Here is a 21,297-nt window from a genome sequence, read left to right on the forward strand (position 1 = left end):
TACCCCACTTCCCGGTTGTCATCCCGCCTCGCTTGCCCTAATCCTGTCCCCAGACAATGGGGAAGAGAATGCGCGATCTGAGTGATTTCAAGGGATGTCCGGCGCCCAGGCCAGTGGTGCTGAAGGGCCGTTATGTAACCGCCGAGCCGTTCGATCGCGAACAACATCTTTCAAAGCTCTGGACCGCACTTGGCGGCGAGGGCGTGAATGCGCTTCTCAAATATTTCCCGCAAAACGCCTTTCCCGATGCCGATGCCTTTGGCGACTGGCTGGTCGGCGCGGGCCAGAAGCTCAACTGGGTCACGCTGGTCTTCGTGGAAAATGCCAGCGGCGATGTCGTCGGCATGGCAAGTTACATGCGGCCCGATCCCGCCAATGGCGTGGTCGAGGTGGGTTCTGTCGCCCATGGCGCGAAAATGAAGCGCTCGCCGCTTGCCACCGAAGCGCATTACCTGATGGCAAAACATGTGTTCGAGGATCTGGGGTATCGCCGCTACGAGTGGAAATGCCACAATGAAAACGAGCCGTCGAAAATCACCGCGAAGCGGTATGGTTTCACCTTCGAGGGCGTTTTCCGCCAGCATATGATCTCGAAGGGGCAGAACCGCGATACCGCATGGTTTTCGATGATCGACGGCGAATGGCCGCTGATTGGCAGGGCCTTTGAAATCTGGCTCGCGCCGGAGAATTTTGCAGCCGATGGCGCGCAGAAGCGCAAGCTTGAGGATATTCGTGCGGAGCTTGCCGATGCCAGCGCCTGAAAAACCTGCCGGCAGGAAGGATCGCTCGCCGGCCATTGCCGCTGCCCTCATCATCCTGGGCTTCGGGCTGGTATTCTTCGTCATGCCGAAAATCATGCTGTGGCTTGGCGACTATTCGCCCTGGCTTGCGGCTGCCTTCGGCACTGTAGCGGTGCTCTGTTTCTTCCTGCTGTTCTGGCTGCGCGCGCGTTACCAGCGCCGCCGCGACGGTTAGCGCACTTCAGGTCCCGGAGGCTCCGGGCCTTTGCCGTGGCGCATTTCCGGGCGTAAGCCCGCCACGCGCTTTTACGGGAAACGCGTTATAATTGCAGCGACGCGCCTAGCAGCATCAGGCCCATCAGGAGCACGAACAGCGCGCCGGCGATCTCGATCGCGTGGCTGATGCCGGCCGCCTTGCGGCTGCCGGGGCCGGCGAAACGCACGGCAAGACCCTTGGCCGATACCGCCATGATGGCAAGGAGCGACACCATGATGGCGGTGCCGAGCGACATGGCCAGCACGGAAAGGACGCCGCCGAGATAAAGCCCGTTCAGAAGCGCGAAGCTCATGACGATGATCGCGCCCGAGCAGGGCCTGAGCCCCACCGCGATGATGGCCGACCAGGCCTCGTGCAGGCTGAAGTTCTTGCCTTTCAACAGCATGGGATCGGGCGCATGGGATTTGCCGCAGGCGGCGCAAAGGTCGCCCGTGCCATCATGGTCGTGATCGGCAAAAACCGGCTTTCCCTGGAACCGCAGCCCGGTGCCCATGCCGGTGGCTCTGCCGGCCGATGTTTCCCCCGCCGTGGCGAAGACGGCGACGGGTTCGCGCCGGATGCGCAGCGACCAGAGCTTGCGCACCAGCAGCCAGGCGCCGAACAGCGCCACCATGGCGAAGCTGGCGATCTCCATGGCCTGTGTCGCCCTGGTCATGGTGATGGACGTGCCGCGCAGCACGAGCCAGGCCGCGCCAACCAGGCCGATGGCCACCGCCCCCTGAATGAGCGCCGAGACGAAGGAGATGAGAATGCCGCGTCTCAGCTGCGTTTCATTGGCGATCATGTAGGACGAGATGACGGCCTTGCCATGGCCGGGGCCGGCGGCGTGGAAAATGCCATAGGCAAAGGAAAGGCCGATCAGCGAGCCAAGCGCCCAGCCATCCTCGCGCATGGCCTTCAGCGCGCCGGTCAGCGCCCGGTAGAACATCTGCTGGTGTACGTTGATCCATTGCATCAGCGGCGCGAATGGCCCGCCGACGGAAAAGGACGGCTCGGCAGACCCGATGCCGAGCGGCGACTGCGCATGTGCCGCGCCGGCAAGGGCAAGCAGGCCGATGGCCACGAAGGCCAGAGGCCCGGCCAGACGGCCGCTGCGGCTCAGCATGACACCTCCAGCCGGGTGGCGAAGAGTTTCGTCATGTCGGTGCCGGTCGGGTCGTTGAAGAAGGCGTCGGTAAGCGAGCTCTGGTTCTGCGAGATCACCTCGTCGGGATCGGGGCGGACGACATGGTGCTTGCAGGCATTCAGATCCTTGCCCTCCGTGGCAATGTCGGCGTCCCTGGCAAAATCGATTGCCGTATACATGGTCGGATCCCAGGCGCCGAAGCTGAGCTTGCCCTTGACCGCCAGCGGCTTGTTGGGCTTCACGGAAAAGAACATCAGGATCTGCTGGTCCTTGTAGTCCACGTGAATGGCATCCGGCTTGCCAAACTCCACCGGTTTTCCATTGGCGGTGATGAAGGTGTAATAGGAATATTCGGCGAGCGACTCCAGCACGGTGGTGCCGATCTCGGCCAGTTCGTCCTTGTCCAGCTTCAGGTCGCCGTTCTTGTCGTAATCCATCACCACGCTTGCCGAGAACATCTCGTCGAAACGCCAGATATTGCGCACTTCCTGAATGGTGCCGTTCGGTCCCTCGACGATTTCCATGCGCGCTTCGGCAAAGATGTGCGGATGCGCCGATGCCGCGACGGGAACGCAGGCGAGGCCGGCCGCGAGAAGCAAAAATCGTCTGTTCATTATCCGGTCTGTCCTGCGCTCGAATCTCGACGGCCCGACTCTAGCAGAAATTGGGACCGAATTTCGACCTGATGCGCTGTTTCATCCTTTGCGCGGCCGCCGGCCGGTCCTAGAATGTGCCGCTGAAACGCGAGGTGACGCTGGAACCGCTATAGGCGAAATCGCTGTCGCGCTCGCCATGCAGAAGGCGGTTGAACTCCACTTCCAGCTTGCTGTTCCTGCCGGTGTCGAAGGACAGCGTGGCCACCAGCCTGCGTTCGCTGCTGTCGTAATTATAATAGATCCAGTCCTTGTGGACACGCTGCAGCGCAAGGTCCAGCCCCACTTTCTCGGTGAGCCTGCTTTTCATGACGAACTGCCAGCGGCGATGAAATTCGGCGATCGGGTCGTCCGGGTCGAAAAGCGCATAATCCTGCGAGAAGCCGACGCCGAAGGCGATGCGTTCGCTGGCCTTCATCTCCGCTTCCGCCCGCAGATAGGGGCGCGTGCGCTTTACCGTGTCGCTGATTTCGTCGCCGGAAATCGAGGTGAGGCCCGCCTCGGCCAGAACCGCCAAACGCTCGGAGAACCTGTAACCATAGGCCAGCGAACCGCGCAGCGTGCTGGCCTGAAAGCGCTCGTATTTTTCCCGCTGACCCTGCGGGACGGCAAGGCGGTCATAGGCAATGGTGAGCCCCGCCTCGCCGCCGGCCAGCGGCCGCTCGTGTTCGGCCTTCAGCGACAACAGCGCTTCATTGGCCTCCAGCCGGGTGGGCATGAAATAGGCCGGACGGAACCGCGCCTTGCCTTTCATCAGGCTGGCAAGGCCGGCCGTCAGCGTGTTCTTGCCGCCAAGGGCAAGGATGCCGAGCCGGGAGGAGGCTTCCAGCTTGTGATCCAGCCGCCGGTAGCCAATGTCCTCCTCGGGCAGATGCAGGAAGATATCGCCGGCATCGCTGCGCGTGCCACGCAGCTCGATGGCCCATTCCAGCTTTTCGGAAAAGCGTCTCGTCAGCCCCAGCGCTGCGATGGTGTTGTGTTCATTGGCGAAACGGTATCGGGGAAGGCGAACCTCCTCGTGTTCGAGCGAATATCGCAGCTCCGCCCCTTCCAGCGCGACCTTGCCATTGAGCCCGAAGCCGGCGCGCAGCGAAATCGCGCTCAACCGGTTGGTGTCGGCGAAGTAATTGCTGTCATAGGCGATACCGGACTTGTAGGTGACATTATGCTCGTCGACGCTCTCTCCCGCCCGCACGCCGCAGGCGCAGGCAAGGCCGAGAACAAGCGCGATATATCCCCCCAGCCGCATTCGCATCTCCGGTCTCTAATTAAGCAATATCTTATATTTGGATGGTTAACAAAGTTCTCCGTGGAGCGTTACTGTCGTGACAGTCAGCTTGACGGGCGACATCGAATTGCGAATAGTCCCGGCAATGACGGGAAATGTAAAATTCTATTAAAATCACAAGTATTAGCGTTAATTATTTATTGTAATATTAGGCTTTGCTTGAATTAGAATCCTCTAAATATACAGTCCGGTTACGCCAGATGGCGTGATCAAACAAAGAGGAGAGAGAAATGATTGCAAAGTTTGCTTGTGTAGCCGCCATTCTTACTGTCGCTTCCGTTGGTCAGGCCAATGCCGGCGGCCTTCTGGGCGGCATCCTGTCTGGAAACAGCAACAAGGGTGGCGCACTTGTCGTCGTCTCGCCGAGCATCGATCTCGGCGTCAGCGGCATCCTGTCCAATAACGGGATTCTGAACGGCAACAAGACGGGTATCCTGAACGGCCTGCTGAATGGCAACAGGACCTCCGTCGATGTCATCGACAACAAGAATGACGGCGGCAAGAAGCGCCGGCACTAACTGAAACGGGAGCGGGATGGCCGGGCTTCCAGCCATTCCGCTCTTTCGCAACAGCTCGAAAATCTACAGGGATTTTCGGCGCCCACGGTGCGCCCGGGTATAAACCGGGAATGATCCTCGAGTTGCGAGTGTATGACGCACGGCATTTCCGGCAGAACAAACGGCGCATCGCATGACTGGAAGGGGGGCCTTGCGGCCCTCTCTTTTTGTCCGTGCCGCCAACGCGGGCCGGGTGCACAAAAGTACCGGATGGCCGCTACTCATGATGGTTTTTTGATGTGGTGATGGCCCCTGCGCATCAGGGAGGGTCGCTCGTGAACATCTGCGTTAATTCTAATTTATATTTGGTAAATATTATAAATATTAACAGGAATACCTTCCTTCAGGGCTTTTTGATCTGGGTTGTTTACGTGATTTTAACCACGATGTTCTTCAATCTGTGGGTGCGCTAACCCCGTCGCTACGCTGCGCTTCTGGTCGCGAAATATTCGCAGCCCGCAGGTGACGGGATGTAATTTTCAAGGAGCTATCGCATGTTGAAACAATCTCTTCTCGCACTCGGCCTGCTCGGCGCCCTCTGCGGCGTGGCTGCTGCCGCCGACGCCGTCAGCGACATTCCGGCCGCGCCCGTCGTCAACGACGTTGCGCCCGCCTTTTCCTGGGATGGTGTTTATGTCGGCGCTTCCGCGGGTTACGGCTGGAACCGGGTTAAGTCGACCACTTTCGGTGTCACCACGGAGCATGAATTTGACGGCGGCCGTTTTTCCGGTTTCGCGGGCTATAATTTCGAAGTTTCCCCCTCCGTCATTCTCGGTGTCGAGGGCGATCTCGGTTACGCCTGGGGTGAGAAGACCATCGTCACCAGCGAGGTTTCCGCAGGCCTGAACGGCTCCGCACGCCTGCGCGCCGGTTACGCCATCGACCGTGCGCTGATCTATACCGCCGCCGGCTACACCGCGACGGACAGCGAAGTCAAAGCGCCGTTCGGCGAGGACAGCAAGGTCCTGCACGGCTGGACGGTTGGCGCTGGTATCGATTATGCCTTCACCGACAACCTGTTCGGACGCGTCGAATATCGTTACAACGACTTCGGCAAGGCAACCTACCATACCGGTCCCATCACTTCGACCGGCGATGTCAGCGAACACGTCGTCAAGGTCGGTCTTGGCGTGAAATTCTGACGGTTATTCCGTTTTCGACAGGGGGCGGCGCAGCGTTGCGACGCCCCGTGCGCCTGATGCGGCAATCCGGTATCAATCCAGCGGACGTTCCGCCGAAGGCGAAAACGCACATTGCCTTTCAAGGCAGGCTTGAACAGCGGGCCGTTTTGGTGTGATGGTGGTCGCCGTCATTCCGTCCCGCCTCCCAGCCTTCAGTCGATTCCCATGCTACAGAAAAGCACGTCGCCGGGCGCGTTCGATCGTCAGGCCTATATGATCGCCCTGCTGGTTTTTATTGCCGGCAGCACCAATGCGGCCGTTGTGCCGTTTATCGGTTTCTACATCATCCAGGTGCTCGGCCATCCGCCGGCCACGGTCGGGTTTTACAGCGTGACGGCGGCGCTGGCCTCGATTGCCGCCAGCCGTATTTATGGTGAGCGTGTCGATGCCGGGGTGCGGGTGAGGCCGCTGTTGATACTTTCCGTGTGCGGCGCTTTTGTCGCGGCCGCAGCGGCGAGTTTCGGGCATCTGGCGCTGCTGGTGGCGATAACGGCGACCGGCATGGGGCTTTCCAACGCCGCCAGCACGCTCATCTTCAGTTACGGCCGTTATCATGGCCGGGTGCAGGCGCTGGATACGGCCTCCTATAACGCCTTCCTGCGCACGATGGTGTCGCTGGCATGGATGCTGATTCCCGCCGCCGCCTATCTGATCTTCGACCTTGCCGGCGCGAAGGCCGTTTTCGCGAATGCCATGCTGATGGCGGTCATCTGGGGCGGGCTTGCCCTTGCGGTGGTGCCGCGAGACCAGACCAGCCCGATGGAGCGGCGGGCGGAAAACGACGGCGACGCGCGGCGCAACATGCCGCTGCTTCTGGCGGCTGCGGCCAGCTTCTGCATGTCTTTCGCCCATGCCCTGTGCGCCTCGGCGCTACCGATATTTCTGGTGCGCGAGGTCGGCCTGCCGGATTACGTGCCGGGCCTGTCGCTCAGTGTCAAATGCGCCATGGAGGTTCTGTTCATCCTGCTTGCGCCGCGAATGATGCGCCGCTTCAGCGCCCGCCTGCTTCTTGGCGTCTCGGCGGTGATGGCCATCATCGCCTTCAACGTCATCGCCTCGGTCACCACATTGCCGGCCATGATCGCGGGTGCGGCGCTGGAAGGTGCCTATTACGGGCTTTGCGCCGGCACCTGCCTCACCTTCGTGCAGGGTTTCGCACGCGGCCGCACCGCCCGTGCGACGGCGCTCTACATGAATTCCATCTTCCTCGCGGCGCTTTTTGCGGTGCCGCTGATGGGGTTCGTGTCGCAATATGCAAGTTTCGGCACCTCAATCCGGCTTGCTTCGGTCGGTGCCGGCGCGGCGCTGCTGCTCTTGTTCCTGACGCGGCGGCAGGTGGGGGAGTAGGGTATGCAGGGGGCGGCAATCTTACACAAAGGCTTGTCTGGCGGCGACATAGCGGATGAGCCTCATTCCTGTGCTTGTCACAGGAATCCAGTCGACGCGCGTCTGCGCGGCGGGAGACCCCTTTCAGCCCAAGGACTTGGGCTGGCTGGATTCCTGTGACAAGCACAGGAATGAGGGGAGTGTGGGGCAGCCGGTCACGCCCGCGGCAATCCCTCAAGCCGAAATATCGATGATCCCGCAATCTCCCGCTTCCGACGCGAAGGCGAGCAGCTTGCCGGTGGCGCTCCAGTCCATGCCGGTAATGGCGCCCTTGCCGGGGCGGCGCAGCAGGGCTTCCTTGCCGTCCGCGAGCCTTACGCCGAGGATCATGCCGTCGATGAAGCCGATGGCGAGTACGTCTTCCACGGGATGGAAGGCGACATTGGTGACCATGATGTTGGCGCGGCTGCCGAGTTCTTCCGGGGCCTTGCCCATCGGGCCGTCCTTACCGGCAAACGGCCAGACGATGGCGGCCGGCGCGCCTGATGAGGCGAGCCATTTGCCCTTTGCCGACCAGGAGACGGATTTGACCTTGGCGGGATAACCCGTCATGCGCATGTGGCGGGCTTCCATGCCGCCCTTGGTGGCTTCCATCTTCCAGCCGTGCAGGGCATTTTCCTGCATGGTGGTGACGAGGAACTTGCCATCGGGCGAGAAGGTGACGCCGGTATGCGCGCCCTTCCATTCCAGATCGACGGGATCGCCCGCGGTTGCCACCCAATGCAGCGTCACGCCGTTATAACGGGCAACGGCAATGCGCAGGCCCTTGGGCGCGAAGGCGATCGCCTCCACCGTGCGCTCTTCCTTGAATTCCTTGACCGTACCGTCCGACAGCCGGACGAAACTGGACTTGCCGACGCCATAAGCGACAGCCTTCTGCGGCCCGCCGGCAACCACGCCCACCCATTTGCGCGGCACATTGGCGATTTCGCTGATGCTGCCGTCATGGCCGATGCGCAGCACACGGCCGTCTTCACCGCCGGAAAGCAGGGTGGCGCTATAGGGATCGCGCACGCAGGTCAGAAGCCCCTCATGCGCCTCAGTCACCTTCTCGCCGCCATCCAGCCGGTGAATGGTGCCGGCGGCGGTGGCAAACAGGGGAATGTCGCCGAGAAAATGGGTCGAGACCACGTGGCCTTCGATATCAAGCGGGGCAACAGTCGGCATGGGGCATCGGTCTTTCGTATCTGTGTCGGATTGGCGGGGGTGTCATTCCCGCTGGCTGGCATGGTTCTAGAGCATTTCCGGCAAAAGCGGAACCGCTTTTACGTTCGGACGATTCGTGAAATCAAGGAGATAGAGCGCTTTGTGGTAGAGGAACCACCCTACACGGCAGTTGAAAATCACTGATATTCCTGCGCTCCGGGCTCACCCCCCTCTGTCCTGCCGGACATCTCCCCCTCAAGGGGGGAGATCGGCAAGACGCTCTCTCGTCACTTCATTCTCGATCGTCGAGAGGTGCGAAACCTCGCCACGGGACATCTCCCCCCTTGAGGGGGAGATGTCCGGCAGGACAGAGGGGGGTGAGCCCGGAGCACGGGAGTATCAGTGATTTGCAACTGCCATGTACCGTGTCGAAGAACGCGCGTCGGGCGGATGACGGACGCAGCCGTACCCCGGCGAAAGGCCGGGGTGACGGAGGGATAAGGATCAGGCCGTCGCGAGGCAGGCGTTGAAGCTCTTTTCCAGCTTCTCGCGGTCCAGTTCGCGGCCGATGAAGACGAGGCGGCTTTCGCGTTTTTCGTCTTCCTTCCACGGGCGCTGGTGGTCGCCCTCGATGATCATGTGCACGCCCTGCACGACGTAACGTTCCGCATCGCCCTTGAAGGCGATAATGCCCTTGAGGCGCAGGATGTTCGGGCCGTCGGTCTGGGTAACCTTCTGGATCCACGGGAAGAACCGCTCGGGGTTCATCTCGCCGCCGCGCAGCGAGACCGACTGCACCGTCACGTCATGGATCGGCGAAACCGCGCCATGGTGGTGGTGGTCGTGGCCATGGTCATGCCCATGGCCATGGCCATGGCCATGATCGTGATGATGATGCCCGTGATCGTGGTCATGGTCGTGATGATGGTGGCCGTGATCGTGATTGTGGTCGCAATCGGGGCCGCAGACATGATCCTCATGGCCGTGTTCGAGGAAATGCGGATCGTTTTCGAGCGCGCGTTCCAGATTGAAGGCGCCCTGATCGAGAACCCGGGCAAGATCGACGCCTGAACGCGTCGTCTTGTAGATGCGGGCGGAAGGATTGATGGCGCGCACGATATCCTCGATGCGGGCCACTTCCTCCGGCGAAACGAGATCGGTCTTGTTGACGACGACGACATCGGCAAAGGCGATCTGGTCTTCGGCCTCGCGGCTGTCCTTCAGGCGCAGCGGCAGGTGCTTGGCGTCAACGAGGGCAACGACGGCGTCAAGCTCGGTCTTGGCGCGCACGTCGTCATCCATGAAGAAGGTCTGGGCGACGGGAACGGGATCGGCAAGACCTGTCGTCTCGACGATGATGCCGTCGAAACGGCCGGGCCGGCGCATCAGGCCTTCCACGACGCGGATCAGGTCGCCGCGCACCGTGCAGCACACGCAGCCATTGTTCATTTCGTAGATTTCTTCATCGGACTCGACGATCAGATCGTTGTCGATGCCGATCTCGCCGAATTCATTGACGATGACAGCGTATTTCTTGCCGTGGTTCTCGGAGAGAATGCGGTTGAGAAGCGTCGTTTTGCCGGCGCCGAGATATCCCGTCAGGACGGTGACTGGAATGGGCTTGGCTATAGCTGTTTCGGTCATGGAAAACCCCGCGTGGAGAGAGGCTATCAAGCCTCAGGAAGATGTGTCGTCGTCCATATAGGCGCGACGTCCGGGCAGTTCAAAGAGATTTTGGCCGAATTCGGCCATGTCACTCAAATTTTGTTATGAAATAACGTTATGTCAAAAGCGTGGATATCTTCAAGCAGTTCGACAAGGCCTTTCACGGCATGGGAAATCAGCCTTTCGCCCTTTTCCGAGGTCGCGGCGGCGGCGTTTCCGGCAACGCCGTCAGGGTTCAGATCGCTCATCAGCCAGCCGAAGGCATGCGGGCCATAGGCGCGCAGGTGTTTGAAGCGGCTGGTGAAATCGCTCTGGCGGGAAGGGAAGTCGGCGGCCTTCTGCATCGCCACGCGCTCGGGGTGAAGCGCCAGCATGACCGATGTCTCGATATCGCCGCCATGAATATCGACCGCCTTGTCCTGCGGCTTCACGATATCGGCCGGCACGCCGAAACGGGTCCAGCTGGTGGCGACCGCCAGCATGCCGAAACGGGCGCGGGCCTCGGTGGCGACGATGGTCATCAGCGGTGAATTGCCGCCATGGGCGTTCAGCATCACGAATTTGCGCACGCCCTTGTTATATTCCGCCTCGGCGATGCCGAGCCAGCGCTCGATGGCCTCATCGTATCGCAGTGTCTTCGTGCCCGGCACATTCATGTGTTCGATGGAATATCCGACCGGTTCCGCCGGCAGGAAGGAGACGGGCAGATGGCCGGGCAGGGCGGCGGCGAGACGGGCGACGATGCCTTCGGCAATCAGCGTATCGGTCTCGAAGGGCAGGTGCGGCCCGTGCTGCTCATGCGCGCCGAGCGGCAGCACGGAAATTGCACCTGTTGCGCGAAGATGCGGGTCTGTTACGTTTTCGTCGTGATAATGCGTGTATGAGTTTGGCATCTGGCAGTCCGCGCGTGCATTCGTTAAGGATTTCCAGCAACATATATCGGTTCCGCCACAGGGTAAAAGGCACTCGCATATGAGCAAGGACAAATCCGGGCATAAGGACAAAAGCGCCAAGAAGGAAAAAGGCGGCAAAAAATCAAAGGACGCCAAAAAAAGGGATGAGAATTTCAACCCCGAGGAACTGGCGCAATCCATCACCCAGGCCGCCCGTTCCATGCGCACGGCGCTGAGCCACAGCCTGGCCGAAAGCGGGCTTTATGCGGGCCAAGACGGCGTCATCCTGGCGCTGGCGCAGGAAGGCAGCCTCACGCCGGGCCAGATCGCCCAGAAACTCGGCGTCAAGGCGCCGACCATGACGCGCACCATCGGCCGCATGGAAGCCCAGGGTTTCGTGGAGCGCAGCGGTGACGACGAGGATGGCCGCGTGACGCTGGTGAAGCTGACCGAAGCGGGCCTGAAAAGCGTCGAACACATCAACGTCTCGATTGCCGATTGCGGTTCAAGGGCCGTAGAGGGGCTTTCGGCCAAGGATGTGCGAAACATCGTTAAACTTCTGAAGGTCATCGACGCCAATCTTCAATAATTTTGTTGAAATTTTTAAAAGAACCGTTGGTTTTGTGGGTATTCCTTAAACGGGTTGCGGATTTTGTTTAAATTGTTTAATTGCAATTTAAACAGGGACATCCGTCGCTGACACGCGTTTGGGGAGGAATGCCGTGGCCCAAAAGGTCAAACTGTCCACCATTGCCGAAAGCCTCGGTCTTTCAACCGCCACCATTTCGCTTGCCCTGCGCGACAGTCCGCTGGTGGCCGCCGATACGCGCGACAAGATCAAGGACCAGGCGCGAGCGCTGGGTTATATCTACAACCGTCGCGCCGCCAGCCTGCGCACTTCGCGCTCCGGCATTGTCGGCGTGGTGTTCCACGATGTGATGAATCCGTTCTATGGCGAAATCCTCAAAGCCATCGAAAGCGAGCTGGACCGCAGCCGCCAGACCTTCATTCTTTCCAACCATTATGATTCGGTGGAAAAACAGCGCACCTTCATCGAAACGCTGCTGCAGCTTGGTTCGGATGGCATCATCATGTCGCCGGCCATCGGCACGCCGATCGAGGATATGACGCTGGCCGAAGAAAACGGCATGCCCGCCATTCTGGTGGCCCGTTCGATGGACGGCGTCGACATGCCGACCTATCGCGGCGACGACAGCTACGGCATTTCGCTTGCTACCAACCACCTGATCAGCCTTGGCCACCGCACCATCGCCATGGTTGGCGGCACCGACCAGACATCGACCGGGCGTGACCGTTACCAGGGTTACGTCAATGCGCTGCGCAAGGCCGGTATCGAGGTCGATCCGAACCTGCGCATTCCCGGCCCGCGCTCCAAGCAGGGCGGTTTCGAGGCCGCCGTGCATTTCCTCTCACTGCCGCAGAAGCCGACCGCCGCCGTCTGCTGGAACGATCTCGTCGCCATCGGTCTCATGAACGGCATTTCCCGCGCCGGTCTGGTGCCGGGTGTCGATATTTCCGTCACTGGCTACGACGATCTGGAAGAGGCGGCGATTGCCACGCCGGCGCTGACCACGGTTTCCAACGGTCAGGCCGAGGTGGGGCGCCTTGCGGCCCGCGCGCTGCTGGACAGGCTGGCGGGCAGCCACGAGCCTGACGGCATTCACCTCATCAAGCCGGAAATGCGTATCCGGCAATCGACCGGGCCGGTGCGGCCGCGGGTTTGAATATATCGCCCGGGAGTATGGATGCGGCAGGCTGCATGTTTCTGGTTGTTCGCGATGTTTCCTTCTTCCGTCATTCCGGCCTTGAGCCGGAATCCAGCCACCGCGTGTCTGCGCGGTGAAAAGGCTCTCTCAGCCCAGGGACTTGGGCTGACTGGATGCCGGATCAAGTCCGGCATGACGGCGAGGGGTGCCGCAAAAAAAATCGGCATGAAACTTCCGTCTGCCCCCATAGCATCCCCTTATTGCCCTTTTCACGGCCGCCGTTGTTTGAAAAGATCGCCGCCCAGAGGAGTGGGATGGCGAGCGGTTCGCCTGAAACCCGCTCCGGCTATTGGAATGTTATCAGGAGGAATATCCGCTCATGTCTGACAAAAAGGCCGTCGTTCTCGTTCCCGGCAAGATAAACCCGCGCGTTCTCGAACGCCTCGAAGGCAAGGTCGAGATCGTGGCCGTGCCTGCCGGTGCCGAGCCGGTTCTGCCTGATGGTGCGGCGGAGCGCGTCAATGCCATCGCCGTTTCCGGCGTCGTCAACGCAAAGTGGATCGATGCGCTGCCGAAGCTTGAGATCATCGCCAATTTCGGCGTGGGTTATGATGGCGTCGATGCCAAACATGCCGCCACGCGCAACATCGTGGTGACGAATACGCCCGATGTGCTGAACGACGAGGTGGCGGATACGACGATTGCGCTTTTGATCAACACCGTGCGCCGTCTTTATCAGGCCGAGACCTGGCTGCGTGACGGAAAATGGGTTGGCGAAGGCCCGTTCGCGCTCTCGCCGTTTTCGCTGCGCGGCCGCAAGGTGGGTCTCTTCGGCATGGGCCGAATCGGCCAGGAAATCGCCAAGCGGCTGGAGCCTTTCAAGGTGGAAATCGGATACCACACCCGCAGCAAGCGGGATGGCCTCTCCTACACCTATTACGGCTCGCTGAAGGAGATGGCGGAAGCGGTCGATGTCCTGATCTGCATCGTGCCCGGCACGCCGGAAACGCATAAGGCGATCAATGCCGAAATCCTGACGGCGCTTGGACCTGACGGCGTGTTCATCAATGTCGGGCGCGGTTCCAGCGTCGATGAGGATGCGCTGCTTGAGACGCTCAAGAGCGGCGCCCTGGGTGCTGCCGGTCTGGATGTGTTCTATGCCGAGCCGAAGGTGCCGGAAGCCTTCCTGTCGCTGCCGAACGTCTCCCTGCTGCCGCATGTCGCCTCCGCCTCGGTTCCGACGCGCAACGCCATGGCCGATCTGGTGGCCGACAATATTCTCGGCTGGTTCAGGGACGGCAAGGTGCTGACGCCGGTGCCGGAAACGCCGGTCAAGGGGTAGGGCTAGGAGATACTCTGCGGGGGGCCGTGAAGGCAGCCTTTCGAGATATCTAAAAAGGCTCTGACCTCTCCTCCGTCATCCTCGGGCTTGGCCCGAGGATCCACAAGCAGTTGCAGTCGATGGATCCTCGGGGCAAGCCCGAGGATGACGTCGAGTGCGAAGGCTCGGTTGTCATGCCCGAGAACGGAGAGACGGCTTAGCACCAGTTATGGTGCTTTCGCGTTCAACCTTTTATTCCGCAATCTCCGAGCTTCCCACCCAACGCCCTTCGGCGAACGACCGGGCCATGGCGTGGATGCTGCGCTCGATCTTCAGGCCTTCCTCGAAATCGATGATATGCGCCTTTTTCCCCTCGATTGCCGCGATCAGTTCGCGGCATTCGATCACCTTCAGGTCGTTGAAGCCGAGGCCGTGGCCCGGGGCGGGGATGAAGCGGTCATAGGGCTTGTGGTGAGGGGCGGTGAGGACTGTTCTGAAACCCTGTTCTTCCGGGCGTCCATCCGTGGTGTAGAGCTGGAATTCGTTCATCCGCTCCTGATCGAAGAGGATCGAGCCCGTGGAGCCATAAATCTGGATGGCGATGCGGCCCTTGCGGCCCCAGGCGGAACGGTTGGCGATGAGCACGGCGGAAATGCCGCCTTCGAGTTTCAGGAGAACGCTGGCAAGATCGTGCGTCTCGACGGCGCGCTCGCCGCCGCCAGCAAGCGGGCGGGTTTCGTAAGGTTTCACCATGTCGGTGATGGCGCTTTCGGCATGACCGAACAGGGCAAAGAGCAGCGACAGCGGATGCACGGCGAAATCATCCAGCGCGCCGTAACCGGAAGACGCCTCGCTCTTCCAGTAGAAGGGCTGGGTGGCATCGGCCATGAAGTCCTCGTCCATTTCGGCGCGGACGTGATAGACCCTGCCGATCGCGCCTTCGTCGATCAGGCGGCGGATATGGCGGATGACGGGGTTCTGGATGTAATTATACCCCATCGCCGCGGCCTTGCCGGACCGGCGGGCGGCATCGCGCATCTTCACCGCGTCAGTAAAGGCGGGCGCCATCGGCTTTTCACACCAGACATGTTTGCCGGCCTCAAGGGCGGCAATCGCCATTTCCGGGTGGAAGGCGTTGGGCGTGGTGACCGAGATGACGTCAATCTCGGGATCGGAAAGCAGGTCGCGCCAGTTGCCCGTCGAGCGGGCAAAACCGAACTCGGCGGCTTTCTTCGCGGCAAGCTCGGGATTGACTTCCGCGAGCGTCACGAGGCGGGGGCGTTCCACATCGCCGAAGACGCTGGTGACGTTGTTCCACGCCAGCGCGTGGCATTTGCCCATGTAACCGGTGCCGATAAGGCCCACGCCAAGAGCGGCCATGCTATTCTCCTCCCGAGAGTTTTAGAATGAAATCAACGTATTGAGCGTTTATTGAAATGTGGCAGGCGAAACAAAGCCCCCTCTGTCCTCATCCCTGTGCTTGTCACAGGGATCCAGCCAGCCCAAGTCCTTGGGCTGGGAAGACTCTCCCCGTCGCGCAGACGCGCGCCGGCTGGATTCCTGTGACAAGCACAGGAATGAGGGACGTCGTGCGTCTCAGGGATTATCCCGCTTGAAAATCCAGTCATGATCGGGATGGTTCTTGAAGCGCCATTTGCGCATCGGCCCGGCCATCACGTTCAGATAGTACATCTCATAACCATAGGGCGCGCCGCAGGGGTGGTGGCCCTTGGGAACCAGCACGACATCGCCGTCCGACACCGCCATGGTCTCATCCAGCGATCCGTCTTCGGTAAAGACGCGCTGGAAACCGAAACCCTGTGCCGGGTTGAGACGATGATAATAGGTCTCTTCCAGATAGGTCATGTCGGGGTAGTTATCCTCGTCATGCCGGTGTGGCGGATAGGACGACCAGTTGCCCGACGGCGTGAAGACTTCCGTCACCAGCAGGCTGTCGGCCACGTCGCGCTCTTCCATGGCGATGGGGAAGATATAACGCGTATTGGCGCCCTTGCCGCGTTCGGTCAGCTGTACGCCATTGGGGCCTATCTGCTGCGCCTCGCGGCTGCCTTTTTCGCCGGGCGCGGTGCAGACACCAACGGTGCAATCGGTCGTGGCGGTCAGCGACCATTCGGAACCTGCGGGGACATAGACGCAATGCGGCGGCTTGCGTTCGAACACATTCATGCGGTCGCCGAGTTCACCGAAGTCCTTATTCCCTGCGGAGATCGTCGCCTTGCCTTCGACCAGCACGAGGATGACTTCCGTATCGCCGGTGTTTTCCGCCGCCGTCTCGCCGGGCTTCAGGCGGTAGAGGCCGAAACCGACATAACCCCAATCCGCGCTTTGGGGCGTGATATCGTGCACCTTGCCGCTGGTCGCGACCGGCTTGCGCAGAAGTGAGGTCATGGTGGTGTTCCTTTTTGTGAGCAGTTCGATAATTCATGCCATCTCGTCATTCCGGCCTTGAGCCGGAATCCAGCCGACGCGCGTCCGCGCGGCGGGAAGACTCTTTTCAGCCCAAAGACTTGGGCTGGCTGGATTCCGGCTCAAGGCCGGAATGACGGATGGGGTAGGCCGCCCGCCTTCCTTTGCTCAGCTCAAGCAGCCTCGGCCTTATCCAGCCCCGCCTCGCGCGCAAAAGCCTTCAGCGATTTCAGCCCGAGGCTCTGATATTCGAACGGGTTGCGCACGTCAGGGTCCTGTTCGGCCTCGATCACCAGCCAGCCGCTGTAGCCATGCTCGGCCGCCACCTTCAGCACCGGCGGAAAGTTCACGCCGCCTTCGCTGTCGCCGGGAACAGTGAATACGCCACGGCGAACGCCTTCGAGGAAGGAGAGCCGCTCACCGCGAACCTGATCGGCAATGGCAGGGCGCACGTTCTTGGCATGGATATGGCCGACGCGGCCCATATATTTCTGCGCGACGCGCACGGGATCGCCGCCGCCGAACAGGCAATGGCCGGTATCGAGCAGCAGATGCGTCTTCGGACCGGTGTGCTTCATCAGGAGATCGATCTCGTCTTCGCTCTCGACCACCGTTCCCATGTGGTGGTGATAAACGAGGGTGATGCCCTGTTCTGCGGCAAAGGCGGCCAGCGCCTCGACGCCCGCGCCGAATTTGGCCCAGTCCTCGGCTGCAAGGCGCGGACGGTCGACCAGCGCCTTGTTGTCATCGCCATGGATGGCGTTGGAGGTCTCGCAGACGATGATGACCTTCGAGCCCATGGCCTTCAGGAGATCAAGCGCCGGCTGCATCGCCTTCTTTTCGGATTCGATGTCGTCGGTCAGAAGGTTCAGCGAATGCCAGCCGGAGACGAAGGAGAGGCCGCGCGGCGAAAGCACGCCCTTCAGGCCTTCCGGCTCCGTCGGGAACTTGTGGCCTTTTTCGATGCCGTCGAAACCGATCTTCGCGGTCTCATCAAGGCATTGTTCGAGGCTGATATGCGCGCCCAGCGTGCGGTCGTCGTCGTTGGACCAGGCAATCGGGTTGGTACCGTAACGGATCATCTTACTGTCTTTCCTTGACATGGTTTTCATAACGGGCGCGGGCCGGGCCGATTTCGGCGCGGTCGGAAACTTCAGGCACCGCGACATCCCACCAGTGACCGCCGGCCTGCGGCGTCGGGTAAGGGTCGGTATCGATGACGATGACAGTCGTGTGGCTGGAGGCGCGGGCCGCGGCAAGCGCCTCTTCCAGCTCGGTTATAGTGGAAACCTTGCGGGCATCCGCACCCATCGACCCGGCATGAGCCACGAAATCGATGGCAATCGGGTTGACGTTGGTGTGGGCGTAGAGGTTGTTGAACTCCGCGCCGCCGGTTTCCATCTGCAGGCGGTTGATGCAGCCGTAACCCCTGTTGTCGGTGATGACGAGCGTGATCTTCACGCCCATGGCAACCGAGGTCGCAAGCTCGGAATTCATCATCATGTAGGAGCCGTCGCCGACCATGACGATTACGTCCCGGTCCGGTTCCGCCATCTTGATGCCGAGGCCGCCGGCCACTTCATAGCCCATGCAGGAGAAGCCGTATTCCATGTGATAGGAGAGCGGCAGCCTGGATTTCCACAGCTGGTGAAGCTCGCCCGGCATGGTGCCTGCGGCACACATGACGACGGTATTGTCACGCGACTGGCGCTGCACCGCGCCGATGACCTGCATGTCGGTGGGCAGGCTGTTGGCGTTGTCCTCGCCCGGCGCCGCCGTATCGGCATCGGCTTTCTTAAACCATGCAGCCTTGAGACCGGCATCCGGGGCCGCAAAACGGTGGCTGCCAAGCGCTGCGGAGAGCTTTTCAAGCCCGATCTTCGCATCCGCCGTCAGGCTGATCGCATCGTGCTTGGCGCTGTCATAGGGCTGAACGTTGAGCGCCAGAATTTTGCGGTTCGGGTTCTTGAACAATGCCCATGAACCTGTCGTGAAATCCTGAAAACGTGTGCCGACGCCGAAGACCAGATCGGCCTTCTCGCTGATGATATTGGCGCTTTCCGCACCGGTGACGCCGACGGGGCCGAAATTCAGATCATGATCCCAGGCGAGCGCCGATTTGCCGGCCTGCGTTTCGACGACGGGAATGGAGTGGGTTTCGGCAAAGCGCTTCAGCGTCTCGGTTGCGCCGGCAAAATGCACGCCGCCGCCGGCAACGATGATCGGGTGCTTCGCCGCTTTAAGTGCGGCGACCGCTTCTTCGAACTCCACGACATCCGGCTCAGGACGACGCTGACGCCAGACACGCTTTTCGAAGAAGCTGACAGGGTAATCATAGGCTTCCGCCTGCACATCCTGGCAGAAGGCGAGCGTGACGGGGCCGCAATCGGCGGGGTCCGTCATGGTGCGCATGGCACGGGGAAGGGCTGTCAGCAATTGTTCCGGCCGCATGATGCGGTCGAAATAACGGCTGACAGGGCGGAAGCAGTCATTGACCGTCATGGTGCCGTCGCCGAAATCTTCGAGCTGCTGCAGCACCGGGTCCGGGCCGCGATTGGCGAACACATCGCCGGGGATCAGCAGAACCGGCAGGCGGTTGACATGCGCCAGCGCTGCCGCCGTCACCATGTTTGCCGCACCCGGGCCGATGGAGGAGGTGACCGCCATCGCGCGTCTGCGGCGCAGCTGCTTCGAATAGGCAATAGCCGCATGGGCCATGGATTGCTCGTTCTGGCCGCGATAGGTCGGCAGTTCGTCGCGGATGCCGTAAAGCGCCTCGCCGATGCCGGCGACATTGCCATGGCCGAAAATGGCCCACATGCCGGCAATATAGGTTTCGCCGTGTTCATTCATCTGCGCTGCCAGGTAACGAACCATGGCCTGCGCAGCCGTCATTCTGATTGTCTTCACGCTGCCTCTCCCTTTTTGGCGCGCGCCTCATCCCAAATGCGGCACAGGCTGGTATAACGCTGCGCCATATCCTTTATCGCTTCCTCATCGGTCATCCTGCCACCGAGCCAGTTGCGGGCGGCATCCGCGAAAATCGTGCGGCCAACGGCGAAACCTTTGACCAGATCGAAACCGGCGGCAAGGCGGAAGCTCTCTTCCAGTTCGCTTTGCGGCGCGTCGAGACCGAGAACGACGATGCCGCGCACATAAGGATCGTTGCGATGCACCGCGTCGCAGGCGTTTTTCCACGCGGCACGGGTCTTCATCGGCTCCAGCTTCCACCAGTCGGGATAGACCCCGATCTCGTAAAAACGTTCGACGATGCGGGCGGCGGTCAAATCGTCGGTCGGGCCGACCTTGGAGGGAATGACCTCCAGCAGCATTTCCAGCCGGTTGCGGCGTGTCGCCTGGAACAGACGCATGACCGTCTCTTCCTGCGTAGCACGCATCTCATCCGTATCGTCGGGATGATAAAAACACAGAACCTTGACGACATTTTCAAGCGGCCATTCGGAAAGTCCGCCAAAATCCTTGCCGAGATCGGGTTCCAGCGTCAGCGGGCGCGAACCCGGCCATTCCACCGGGCGGCCGATCCACAGGCCCGAGCCGCTGGCGGCAAACAGGGCGTCACGGCCAAGGCGGCCGTCGCAGAGAATGCCGTAACCCGGCCTGTCACCGGCAACCTCCTGCGCGGCCTGAAGGCAGAGTTTCTTGAAAGCGCCGATCTGCTCGTGCTTGACGCCAAGCTCGTCGGCGATGGCCTCCAGCTGCATGCGATGATCGAAGGCGAAAACGCGCATCGTGTCCCAGTCGCCCTTGCGGTTGGTGGACCAATGCACCTGCTCCAGCGCCTCGTCCTTGCGCAGCGCCCTGTTGCGAATGCCGGCCTTGAAGAAATATTGCAGCTCTTCCCAGCTCGGATAGGCCGGTGTGCAGCCATGGCGGGAGACGGCGAAAGCACCGCAGGCATTAGCGTATTTCAGCGTCGTCGGCCAGTCTTCGCCGCGCAGCCAGCCGCGGAACAGCCCGGCCATGAAGCCATCGCCGGCACCCAGAACGTTGAAGACCTCGATCGGAAAACCTTCGCCCGTCTCGCCATCGTCGAGGCTGGCAGGAATATCGCCGGCGAAAACCGAAGCACCCATCGGCCCGCGCTTGCACACCAGCGTCGCGTTCGAAACCTTGCGCACGGCCTTCAACGCGGTCAGCGTATCGGTGGAGCCACCGGCAATGTGGAATTCCTCTTCCGTGCCGACGATCAGGTCGAACAGATGCAGGGTGGATTGCAGCTTGGCGGTGACCTTCTGCGATTCGACAAAACGGCTCTCGCCATCGCCATGGCCGGCCACACCCCAGAGGTTGGGCCGGTAATCGATATCGAGCGCGGTCTTCGCGCCATTTTCGCGGGCGAGTTTCAGCGCCTTCAGCACCGCCGCTTCGGTCTTCGGATGCGACAGATGCGTGCCGGTGGCGCAGATGCAGCCTGCCTCGGCAATGAAGGCGGGATCGATATCGTCTTCGCTGAGCGCCATGTCGGCACAGTTTTCGCGATAGAAAATCAGCGGGAACTGGTTCTGGTCACGAATGCCGAGCAGCACCAGCGCGGTCAGTCGCTCCGGATCGGTTTTTACGCCGCGCACGTCAACGCCTTCGCGTACCAGCTGCTCGCGGATGAAGCGGCCCATATGCTCATCGCCAACGCGGGTGATGACGGCGCTGTTGAGCCCAAGGCGTGCGGCACCGGCTGCGATGTTGGTGGGAGAGCCGCCGATATATTTGGCAAAGGAGGCCATGTCCTCCAGACGGCCGCCGACCTGCGAACCGTACAGGTCGACAGACGAGCGCCCGATCGTGATAAGATCAAGTTTTTTCAAAAGGTTCCTCCTTCGGGCCGCCTGTCGCGGCGGCCTGCCTCACATGTTTGGAGCGACACCGGGCGAAGCCGCCCGCATCTTTCGCCA

Annotated in this window: 19 protein-coding genes; 8 read left to right on the top strand and 11 right to left on the bottom strand. The window is 61.1% G+C overall.

Features of this window, described 5'->3' with window-relative positions; translation table 11 throughout:
- Positions 1 to 68 precede the first annotated feature (68 nt).
- On the top strand, positions 69 to 761 hold the full coding sequence (locus tag N434_RS19560; RefSeq protein WP_110759955.1) for a GNAT family N-acetyltransferase: 693 nt from the start codon (positions 69 to 71) through the stop codon (positions 759 to 761).
- Entirely contained in the window at positions 748 to 975 is a 228-nt protein-coding gene (locus tag N434_RS19565) for a hypothetical protein (protein ID WP_110759956.1), read from the top strand. The genes N434_RS19560 and N434_RS19565 overlap by 14 nt, the downstream gene beginning before the upstream one ends.
- Positions 976 to 1,060: 85 nt before the next feature.
- Here the strand turns inward: N434_RS19565 and N434_RS19570 are convergent, their stop codons facing one another.
- The 3 genes from N434_RS19570 to N434_RS19580 form a co-directional block, all read right to left on the bottom strand.
- Positions 1,061 to 2,122, bottom strand: a complete 1,062-nt coding sequence (locus N434_RS19570; RefSeq protein ID WP_065117008.1) for a nickel/cobalt transporter — start codon at positions 2,120 to 2,122, stop codon at positions 1,061 to 1,063.
- The gene (locus N434_RS19575; protein ID WP_110759957.1) at positions 2,116 to 2,757 is read right to left on the bottom strand and encodes a DUF1007 family protein; all 642 of its coding nucleotides are present in this window, start codon (positions 2,755 to 2,757) and stop codon (positions 2,116 to 2,118) included. The genes N434_RS19570 and N434_RS19575 overlap by 7 nt, the downstream gene beginning before the upstream one ends.
- 109 nt (positions 2,758 to 2,866) lie before the next feature.
- Complete coding sequence (locus N434_RS19580; RefSeq protein ID WP_065117006.1) at positions 2,867 to 4,045, bottom strand: hypothetical protein; 1,179 nt, start codon at positions 4,043 to 4,045, stop codon at positions 2,867 to 2,869.
- A 269-nt stretch (positions 4,046 to 4,314) separates the two neighbouring features.
- On the opposite strand from N434_RS19580, the gene N434_RS19585 reads away from it, so the two are divergent.
- From N434_RS19585 to N434_RS19595, 3 genes are all read left to right on the top strand, one after another.
- Complete coding sequence (locus tag N434_RS19585) at positions 4,315 to 4,602, top strand: hypothetical protein (protein ID WP_065117005.1); 288 nt, start codon at positions 4,315 to 4,317, stop codon at positions 4,600 to 4,602.
- A gap of 533 nt (positions 4,603 to 5,135) precedes the next feature.
- Positions 5,136 to 5,783 carry an outer membrane protein gene (locus N434_RS19590; RefSeq protein WP_110759958.1) on the top strand — a complete coding sequence of 216 codons (648 nt, stop codon included), beginning with the start codon at positions 5,136 to 5,138 and terminating at the stop codon, positions 5,781 to 5,783.
- Between the two features lie 204 nt (positions 5,784 to 5,987).
- Positions 5,988 to 7,169, top strand: a complete 1,182-nt coding sequence (locus N434_RS19595) for an MFS transporter (protein WP_110759959.1) — start codon at positions 5,988 to 5,990, stop codon at positions 7,167 to 7,169.
- Positions 7,170 to 7,382: 213 nt separating this feature from the next.
- On the opposite strand, the gene N434_RS19605 is transcribed toward N434_RS19595, so the two are convergent.
- The 3 genes from N434_RS19605 to N434_RS19620 form a co-directional block, all read right to left on the bottom strand.
- Entirely contained in the window at positions 7,383 to 8,375 is a 993-nt protein-coding gene (locus tag N434_RS19605; protein WP_065117002.1) for a WD40 repeat domain-containing protein, read from the bottom strand.
- Positions 8,376 to 8,858: 483 nt separating this feature from the next.
- Positions 8,859 to 9,998, bottom strand: a complete 1,140-nt coding sequence (locus N434_RS19615) for a CobW family GTP-binding protein (RefSeq protein WP_110759960.1) — start codon at positions 9,996 to 9,998, stop codon at positions 8,859 to 8,861.
- 113 nt (positions 9,999 to 10,111) lie between these two features.
- Complete coding sequence (locus tag N434_RS19620; RefSeq protein WP_110759961.1) at positions 10,112 to 10,912, bottom strand: creatininase family protein; 801 nt, start codon at positions 10,910 to 10,912, stop codon at positions 10,112 to 10,114.
- A gap of 79 nt (positions 10,913 to 10,991) precedes the next feature.
- Here N434_RS19620 and N434_RS19625 point away from each other — a divergent pair, with 79 nt between their 5' ends.
- The 3 genes from N434_RS19625 (at position 10,992) to N434_RS19635 (ending at position 13,981) form a co-directional block, all read left to right on the top strand.
- The gene (locus N434_RS19625; protein WP_065116999.1) at positions 10,992 to 11,501 is read left to right on the top strand and encodes a MarR family winged helix-turn-helix transcriptional regulator; all 510 of its coding nucleotides are present in this window, start codon (positions 10,992 to 10,994) and stop codon (positions 11,499 to 11,501) included.
- Between the two features lie 133 nt (positions 11,502 to 11,634).
- Positions 11,635 to 12,657 carry a LacI family DNA-binding transcriptional regulator gene (locus N434_RS19630; protein ID WP_065116998.1) on the top strand — a complete coding sequence of 341 codons (1,023 nt, stop codon included), beginning with the start codon at positions 11,635 to 11,637 and terminating at the stop codon, positions 12,655 to 12,657.
- Positions 12,658 to 13,018: 361 nt separating this feature from the next.
- Positions 13,019 to 13,981, top strand: a complete 963-nt coding sequence (locus N434_RS19635; protein WP_110760020.1) for a 2-hydroxyacid dehydrogenase — start codon at positions 13,019 to 13,021, stop codon at positions 13,979 to 13,981.
- A 231-nt stretch (positions 13,982 to 14,212) separates the two neighbouring features.
- Here the strand turns inward: N434_RS19635 and N434_RS19640 are convergent, their stop codons facing one another.
- The 5 genes from N434_RS19640 to N434_RS19660 all read right to left on the bottom strand — a co-directional run bounded on the left by N434_RS19640 (position 14,213) and on the right by N434_RS19660 (position 21,210).
- Positions 14,213 to 15,340, bottom strand: coding sequence for a Gfo/Idh/MocA family protein (locus N434_RS19640; protein ID WP_110759962.1), 1,128 nt, complete (start codon positions 15,338 to 15,340; stop codon positions 14,213 to 14,215).
- Between the two features lie 216 nt (positions 15,341 to 15,556).
- On the bottom strand, positions 15,557 to 16,369 hold the full coding sequence (gene iolB / locus N434_RS19645; protein ID WP_110759963.1) for a 5-deoxy-glucuronate isomerase: 813 nt from the start codon (positions 16,367 to 16,369) through the stop codon (positions 15,557 to 15,559).
- A 191-nt stretch (positions 16,370 to 16,560) separates the two neighbouring features.
- Entirely contained in the window at positions 16,561 to 17,469 is a 909-nt protein-coding gene (gene iolE, locus N434_RS19650) for a myo-inosose-2 dehydratase (RefSeq protein ID WP_110759964.1), read from the bottom strand.
- A 1-nt stretch (position 17,470) separates the two neighbouring features.
- The gene (gene iolD / locus N434_RS19655; RefSeq protein WP_110759965.1) at positions 17,471 to 19,297 is read right to left on the bottom strand and encodes a 3D-(3,5/4)-trihydroxycyclohexane-1,2-dione acylhydrolase (decyclizing); all 1,827 of its coding nucleotides are present in this window, start codon (positions 19,295 to 19,297) and stop codon (positions 17,471 to 17,473) included.
- Positions 19,294 to 21,210, bottom strand: a complete 1,917-nt coding sequence (locus N434_RS19660) for a bifunctional 5-dehydro-2-deoxygluconokinase/5-dehydro-2-deoxyphosphogluconate aldolase (protein ID WP_110759966.1) — start codon at positions 21,208 to 21,210, stop codon at positions 19,294 to 19,296. The genes iolD and N434_RS19660 overlap by 4 nt, the downstream gene beginning before the upstream one ends.
- Between the last annotated feature and the right edge of the window lie 87 nt (positions 21,211 to 21,297).

It is taken from the genome of Rhizobium sp. UGM030330-04 (genome assembly GCF_003208455.1).
In the GTDB taxonomy this organism is placed as follows: domain Bacteria; phylum Pseudomonadota; class Alphaproteobacteria; order Rhizobiales; family Rhizobiaceae; genus Agrobacterium; species Agrobacterium rhizogenes_A.